This window comes from Nitrospirota bacterium (assembly GCA_035873375.1).
GTDB lineage: Bacteria > Nitrospirota > Thermodesulfovibrionia > Thermodesulfovibrionales > JdFR-85 > BMS3Bbin07.
This window is the reverse complement of record JAYWMQ010000034.1, coordinates 22331-28859: the sequence shown is the minus strand read 5'-3', so window position 1 is coordinate 28859 and position 6529 is coordinate 22331. Positions and strand designations below refer to the sequence as shown.

Here is a 6529-nt window from a genome sequence, read left to right as displayed (position 1 = left end):
GATGGCATCCCGCAGGTCCATGAGCACACCGGATTCGTATTCTATAGTTGTAACAGCCCCGGTCGAGCCGGGACAAAAGACCGTTACCAGCCCGTTCTCCATACCTGAACGTCCCAGAACAGCAATGACCCTATCGGTAATATCGATTATATCGGTAAAACCTGCTGTACTCAACGAAATCGTCTCTGTAAAAGTCATAAAAGCCTCCTGACTCCCTGAACGGACGCTGCCTTATGAATTTTACACAATCTCTCCCTTAAAATGCACGATTTCTGTTTGTACTACAAACGCTTAACCAAGTTAAAATTCTAATTTATTTACAGGTTTAACAAATCGTTCAGACCTGTCTCTTGACTCGCAGAGAGGTTCCGGGGGAACTATTGATGGGAAGATAAATACTTGTTTGACAGAAAAGGGGCTATAGCTCTATGACGAGACGGGAGACATGGTTTCTGATGAAACCATGTCTCCCGTCTCAATCCCCCTTCGAGGGGTCTTCAGTCGTAATTTTGTTGTCTCCGCTTTTCCTGATATTATAATATTTCATGTTACCTATCTTAGAACCAAACAGCAAATCTTTTAAGCTTTTTGACTTTGATCTGCTTTCTTCCCTCGCACGTTCAATAATACGTGCCCTTGTTTCCAGAAAAAGCTTTCTTGATTCCGGTTTCATTTTACGACCTCCTGTATGGATTGTACACGTAAATCACATCTTTATATTTTCATTTTATAGTATAATTATAACATTTTTTCACTAAATTATCATCTTAACCCTGCATGTATCTTTAACCGGAGAGGTAATCCTCAAACAGTTTCATGTTCCTGCTTACTACCTCAACTGCTTCCCTACCCGCCTCATCAAGTCTTTTGAAGGCTTTTTTTGATTTCTCAAGTGAGCACTTCACTTCTTCTATGAATAAAGCACCCTGCCCCCTTGAAGTATTATCTCCCTGAGATCCTTATCCACTTTACAGATATACAGACTTTATCCATAAAGATTCAGGACGAGTGTCTTTGATGTGAGAGGCTGATGGATTCCCTGTCCGGCCAAATCCTGAGTGAAGGCTACAGCGGATAAACATTTCCCATGTCGATTATCCGCCACTTTCCATTTACCTTGCCAAGGGCGCAACTGATATCCCAGCCCTTTGCAAGCAGAAAAGTTGCACTTTCAGGAACAGCCACAGGCCCAAGGGTGTCCCTTTCACCCCCTTCGTATATCCTGACCCAGAGTTTTCCGGGCTCTATTCCTGCAATGGTATACTGGTCAAACTCCATAAAATCTTCAAAATCACGACCTGCAGGGTCAATGCCAATGCCTGCAGATGCCCTGTAAAGTATCTCTGCAGCCTGCTCTGCCCGGGGCAGGTCCCTTGCTGCAGCGATCCCTTCATCCACTCCGTCCCTGGCTGACTCCTCTGAAATATACCCTTTTTCAGTCAGCCATTTTGAAAGCTTCTTCATGACCGTGCCTGAAGAACGCTTGAAATCAGCTCCAGCCATGACCTTTCTGACCATAAAATACCCGAGAAAGTCTCCCATGTTTTCGATAATCTTCTCAGGACCGAATACCTGGCAGAACTCCCGCTGTTCTGAGCCCTCAGAGTTGCAGCACCTGTCAAAAAAGATTGCTTCAGCCTTTGAAAGTCCTGTATGTCCATAACCGTTCAGATGGTCTTTCAGTAAATCAACAATGTCTTCATATCTCAGGAGCGTCCTTGGTTTCAGCCGCTTACTCTGCTCTGCAAGAAACTCCTCAAGAACCATATCGATGTTCCTGTCTGCCCTCTCCGGAAACTGTATCACATTCCTGCTCATGATAAACCTCTTTTTACCATCACATTCCCTGTTACCCGGAAGGATTCACAAAGCCGGACTGAACTCTTCATTCTTCCTTACCGGCCTCTTCCCTCTCCTTCTCAAATATATCCCACAGATTTATCTCTATCTCAAAGGCACAGAGCTTTAAAACCTCATCCCAGTTGAATATGTCAGGAGCACTGTACTGGTTGTCCTTCAGGCAGTATCTCTCCACGTATTCCCTGTCAGGAAAGACGATAACATATTCCTTTACGCCGGACTGTTCATAAAGCACCTTTTTCTCGCGCCTGTCCTTCAGTTCAGTGGCAGGTGAGACCACCTCAACGATTAAATCAGGGGCGCCCCGGATGTTGTCCTCGGTAATCCTGTCCCTGTCGCAGACTACAAAAATATCGGGCTGGACGATATTGAAATCATCAAACACTACATCGGTAGGAGCAGAGAACACCGGACATCTGGCATCAATAATGTTTTTCAAATTATTAAAAAGATTCCCCGAAATTCTCTGATGCTTCACTTTCGGTGCAGGGCTCATACTGTAAGCTGCACCATCTATGATCTCCCACCTCTCGTCATCCGGCCAGGTCAGATAATCCTGATATGTGTATCTTTTATCTTTTTTAATTGCAAGCCCCATTATGCTCTCCCTTGTTTATTTCCTGCAGATGCATCCCTGATTTCTGACCAGCCATCTTTACTGTTTGTACCAGAATCTCACCAACTTTGTCAATGAATCACCGACAGAAAGCCTGCCATCACTCCAACTCTCCATCTCTATTCCGGCACACAATTGAGCAGGCAGTAAAAAGGTTACGTCATTTTTGAACAGGACCTGAGTTGCGACTTGACCGCCTCCACAATGGAAACCAGGTTTTCCCTGTTCCTATCCGGCAGACTTTTTAATGCCCGGATACGGTCCGCATAATCCCCTGTAACAGCAAGCACCTCATCTATCAGATCCAGCAGATAATTCTTTCTGAAACCAAGGTTCCTCGCAAACCGTACAAGGGCCTCGTCCAGGGAGACTTCTCCGTATTGTCCGAACGGCATCGGTGTCAACATGTTGTGTATGCTGTAGGCCCGCATGGGAGTCGGGTCGTAAACAGGTGAGAAGGCAAGCGTATTTCCCCTGTTTATAATTGAAAGGTTTTCCAGGTGCATGTCACCGTTACCTGTTGCCAGTGCAAACAAAAGCCGTTTAAGAAGATACTGTTTTGTGGACTTCCTGTCTGTAACCAGGTCAATCGGCGAGCGGTCAATGGCACGTCCGATTGCATCATAGGTGGTACTGTAAGGATTTGTGATACTCTGATCGCCTGAAGCGAAAATTGAATACAGTGTCTCGGTTAACAGGGGATTGCAGTTCCTGTCACGGTCAAACCTCTCGATAACGAATGTAGGAATACCGTTAATCACGGTCTTCCACCTCCGCGGCACTTCAAAACCTGCCTCTTCGTGTATGTCCAGGGCCAGGGCTTCAAGCTCGATAATGCCCGGATAGCTCCTTGTCTGCTCAAATTTCAGGATTACATCCGTTATACCGTGAGCACCGATTTTACTTGGAAGCCCTACCTGTCCGGTCCATCCGGTCTCGGGAATCGTCATTAAAAGTTTTGGTATAGCGCCGCCTACTGTAGGGGTGGCCCCTATGATCTGAACAAACCCGGCGGCATCGTCATCAAACCAGGTCAAAAACTCTTTCAGGGAAAACCCGAACCTGTCGGAAATCTCAAAAAGAGTATGTTTGGCAGGAACCCCGTACCATTCAAGTGCCTTGTCATCATCTCTAAATACATCCAGATGGCCAATTCCCCCGTGCCCGGCCATCATCAGTATCTCCCAGTCCGCATCAAAACCCCGTGAGGGGACAATGCCTTTTCTGGCCAGATAGGCAAGAACGAGCTGCCTCTGAAAATTCTTTTCGCCTCTTGGCGGTATCAGGGACTGAATGGGGGGCAGCAGGTCAAAAAACTCGGTTCGGGGACGAACGATGGTTGTCTGCTGAATGATTTCCGGAGGATAGAGGATCCCGACTCCGGGCAGACCGGTCTTCAGAAAGTCCTCGCTATATGTAAAACGGCACTCGGAATCAGTCACATAGATGCGCCCCATCTTCACCGGCCGCATCCCTATGCGTGTCCATATAACTGCTTCACGGTCAGTCTTCACGGAAAAGCCCTCCTGAGAGGATTTTTTCTAAAACAGGTGCAGCAGGAACCAGCGCTACCTTCAGCCCCACGGCATTGGCCAGCCGGATGAGGGTGGAAAGCTGCATGTCGGATGCCTTTTTGGCACGGGAGAGTGTCTCCTGTGATATCCCTGCCTTTCGGGCAATGTCCTTCTGTTCAAGGCCCTGCTTCCTACCATCCTGAACAATCTGCTCAAGCAGGGCTGAAATTACATCTTCCATATCCTTGACTCCTTTGTCAATTTATATATTTATTATAGGTTAATTTGAGCTATTTGTCAATTATTGAATTGCTTGATATGTCAACTATAAAGATAACTCAGGCTATAATTGACTTATATATCAATTATAGCCTGAAAATTTATCGATGTATTGGCCACTGATACAAAAAATCCACAATTTACAGGGAACCCTGTAGTTCTTGAGGAAGATTAAGGACTTGACATAGAGGTTATCATGCGCTAAAATTTTTTTATAAACTCATATTGCCTGCAGTTGCAACAGATTAGAAACAGGAAGGGGGGATAGCCATGTTTCTGTCTAAAAGGAGCATTCTTTATCTCTTCGTTGTGGTCTTCCTATATTCCTGCGCAACAATGACGGCAGGGGTTCAAGAACAACCAACCGCCCCAAACATCCAACAAGCAGCAACCTACAGTGGCCCAAAGGCAAGAATATCCGTTGCCCGCATAAAGTGCAAGGCTGCAAAATGTGGGGGCACAATCGGTGATGGTCTGAGAGACATGCTTATAAGCGGACTTTTCAGGACAAACCGCTTTATTGTCCTTGGAGGAAGGGAAGAACTTGAGGAGATAAAAGAAGAGATTGATCTTGCCCAGACAGGTTATGTGAAAGAGGAACAGGCACCCCGAGCAGGTGGATGGGAGATCAGCAGATATTATCATACTCGGATCCATCACGGCCTTTGAGCCTGAAGCAGGAGGGCTTGGTGTTGGAGGCGGAGGATTACTGCCGGGAATGTTGGGTGGCATCAAGTTTGGTAAAAAGGATGCCTATATATCAATGGACTTAAGATTGGTTGACGTCAGGACCAGAAGGATTATAAGCACCACCACTGTGGACGGCAAGGCATCCTCCTTTAACGTCGGAGGTCTCGGTGTTGGATGGGGAGGAGCAGGCATCCTGGGTGCTGGGTTAAGCGTGTACAAGAATACGCCGATGGAGAAGGCTGTGAGGGTAATGATCGAAAAGGCGGTTAATTACATCGCCTCCCAGATCCCATCGGAATATTACAGGTACTCCCCTGAGGGCACTAAAAGCCCTGAAGCAGGGCCATCGCCTGCAGGACCAGCGGGAAAACTGAAACGACCGGCTGTTGCATTCAAACCAGGGGATATCCTGTTGTTTTCAGAGGACTTTTCCACATGTGAGGAGGTACCTGCAGGGTTCAGCCCGCTCACAGGAAAGGTAGAGTGTGTAGAGCTTGGAGGCAAGAGATGGATAGTGAATGTCACTCCTGAGTCAAGAATTTCAAAGGCATTGAACCTCAAGGGGGATTTTGCCATTGAGTTTGACGTCTACTCCAGCGGGAAAGGTGTTGAGCCGCTCGATTTTAGATTTGGGAAAACCGGAAAGGGTGAGACCCTGAGACTGAGGCTTCGTTATTACAAAGATTCACTTTTTGAGATATACTTTCCGGAACCCGATGAGAAGGTTGGTACAACCTCAACAAAGACTGTGCACCGGGTTGCAATTCAGCAGAAGGGAGACAGGTGGAGGTTGTTTGTTGATGGCAGGAGGATTGTCACTGCTGAGGTCGACCCCGTTGTTGCATCAAAGAACAGGGATGGATTCGTGATCATACAGAGAGGCGACATGGAGAAAGGTCAGTACTTCCTGATCTCAAACCTGAAGGTTACGAGGTACTAATAATGTTCCGTCCTTTACCTATGGTCTTAAGGGTAATATTGTCGTTAATGATAGTGGCAGCCTCTGTCAGCCCGACCTATGCTGACGAGGTCACGGACACGATTAAAGATGCCCTGCAGGAATACCGTAGCGGCAAATACAAGGCTGCTACTGAAGATCTCGAGTATGCCTCTCAATTAATTATGCAGAAAAGGGCTGAACGGTTACAGTCATTTCTGCCGCCTCCCCCGCCGGGTTGGACGGCAGAGGATGCTGCCTCACGGGCTATTGGTTCGGCAGTGGCAGGTGTTAAGGTTGGAATCTACGCATCGCGCCAATATCACAAAGGCTCCGGTACTGTTACTGTTACAATCAGCACTGACCTTCCGATGCTGCAAATACAGATGATGTTCAATCCCCTGCTTGGGGTATCTGAAAAGGGCAGACTGAAGAGGATAAAGGGACAAAAGGCGGTTATTGAGTACAACCCTGAAGAGAAACGTGGAAAGATTAGTGTGCTGGCTGCAAATTCGTTTCTCATTACTGTAGAAGGCAAAGGGGTTTCGAAGGGCATTATTGAGGATTATGCTAAGCGTATCGACTATAAAGGATTAACCACTCTTCCATGAGTGCTGCTGAATCTTCAACATC

At 46.8% G+C, this 6529-nt stretch carries 9 protein-coding genes; 3 read left to right on the top strand and 6 right to left on the bottom strand.

The features are described from left to right. The 6 genes from VST71_07665 to VST71_07640 form a co-directional block, all read right to left on the bottom strand. A partial coding sequence (locus VST71_07665; protein ID MEC4685592.1) for a YjbQ family protein occupies window positions 1-198 on the bottom strand: 198 nt, incomplete at its 3' end. A gap of 277 nt (window positions 199-475) precedes the next feature. Next, window positions 476-673, bottom strand: coding sequence for a hypothetical protein (locus tag VST71_07660; GenBank protein MEC4685591.1), 198 nt, complete (start codon window positions 671-673; stop codon window positions 476-478). 392 nt (window positions 674-1065) lie between these two features. Beyond that, the gene (locus tag VST71_07655; GenBank protein MEC4685590.1) at window positions 1066-1818 is read right to left on the bottom strand and encodes a hypothetical protein; all 753 of its coding nucleotides are present in this window, start codon (window positions 1816-1818) and stop codon (window positions 1066-1068) included. Between the two features lie 67 nt (window positions 1819-1885). Further along, a complete protein-coding gene (locus VST71_07650) occupies window positions 1886-2458 on the bottom strand; it encodes a Uma2 family endonuclease (protein MEC4685589.1) in 573 nt (190 codons plus the stop codon). Window positions 2459-2631: 173 nt separating this feature from the next. Continuing rightward, complete coding sequence (locus VST71_07645) at window positions 2632-3990, bottom strand: HipA domain-containing protein (protein MEC4685588.1); 1359 nt, start codon at window positions 3988-3990, stop codon at window positions 2632-2634. Next, entirely contained in the window at window positions 3980-4231 is a 252-nt protein-coding gene (locus tag VST71_07640; GenBank protein MEC4685587.1) for a helix-turn-helix domain-containing protein, read from the bottom strand. Before VST71_07640 ends, VST71_07645 begins: the two co-directional genes overlap by 11 nt. A gap of 308 nt (window positions 4232-4539) precedes the next feature. Here VST71_07640 and VST71_07635 point away from each other — a divergent pair, with 308 nt between their 5' ends. From VST71_07635 to VST71_07625, 3 genes are read left to right on the top strand one after another with little or no spacing between them, the layout of a single operon-like run. Then, the gene (locus VST71_07635) at window positions 4540-4938 is read left to right on the top strand and encodes a CsgG/HfaB family protein (GenBank protein MEC4685586.1); all 399 of its coding nucleotides are present in this window, start codon (window positions 4540-4542) and stop codon (window positions 4936-4938) included. Next, entirely contained in the window at window positions 4886-5899 is a 1014-nt protein-coding gene (locus VST71_07630) for a CsgG/HfaB family protein (GenBank protein MEC4685585.1), read from the top strand. Before VST71_07635 ends, VST71_07630 begins: the two co-directional genes overlap by 53 nt. Window positions 5900-5901: 2 nt before the next feature. Next, window positions 5902-6507 carry a hypothetical protein gene (locus tag VST71_07625; GenBank protein MEC4685584.1) on the top strand — a complete coding sequence of 202 codons (606 nt, stop codon included), beginning with the start codon at window positions 5902-5904 and terminating at the stop codon, window positions 6505-6507. The last annotated feature ends 22 nt before the right edge of the window (window positions 6508-6529 follow it).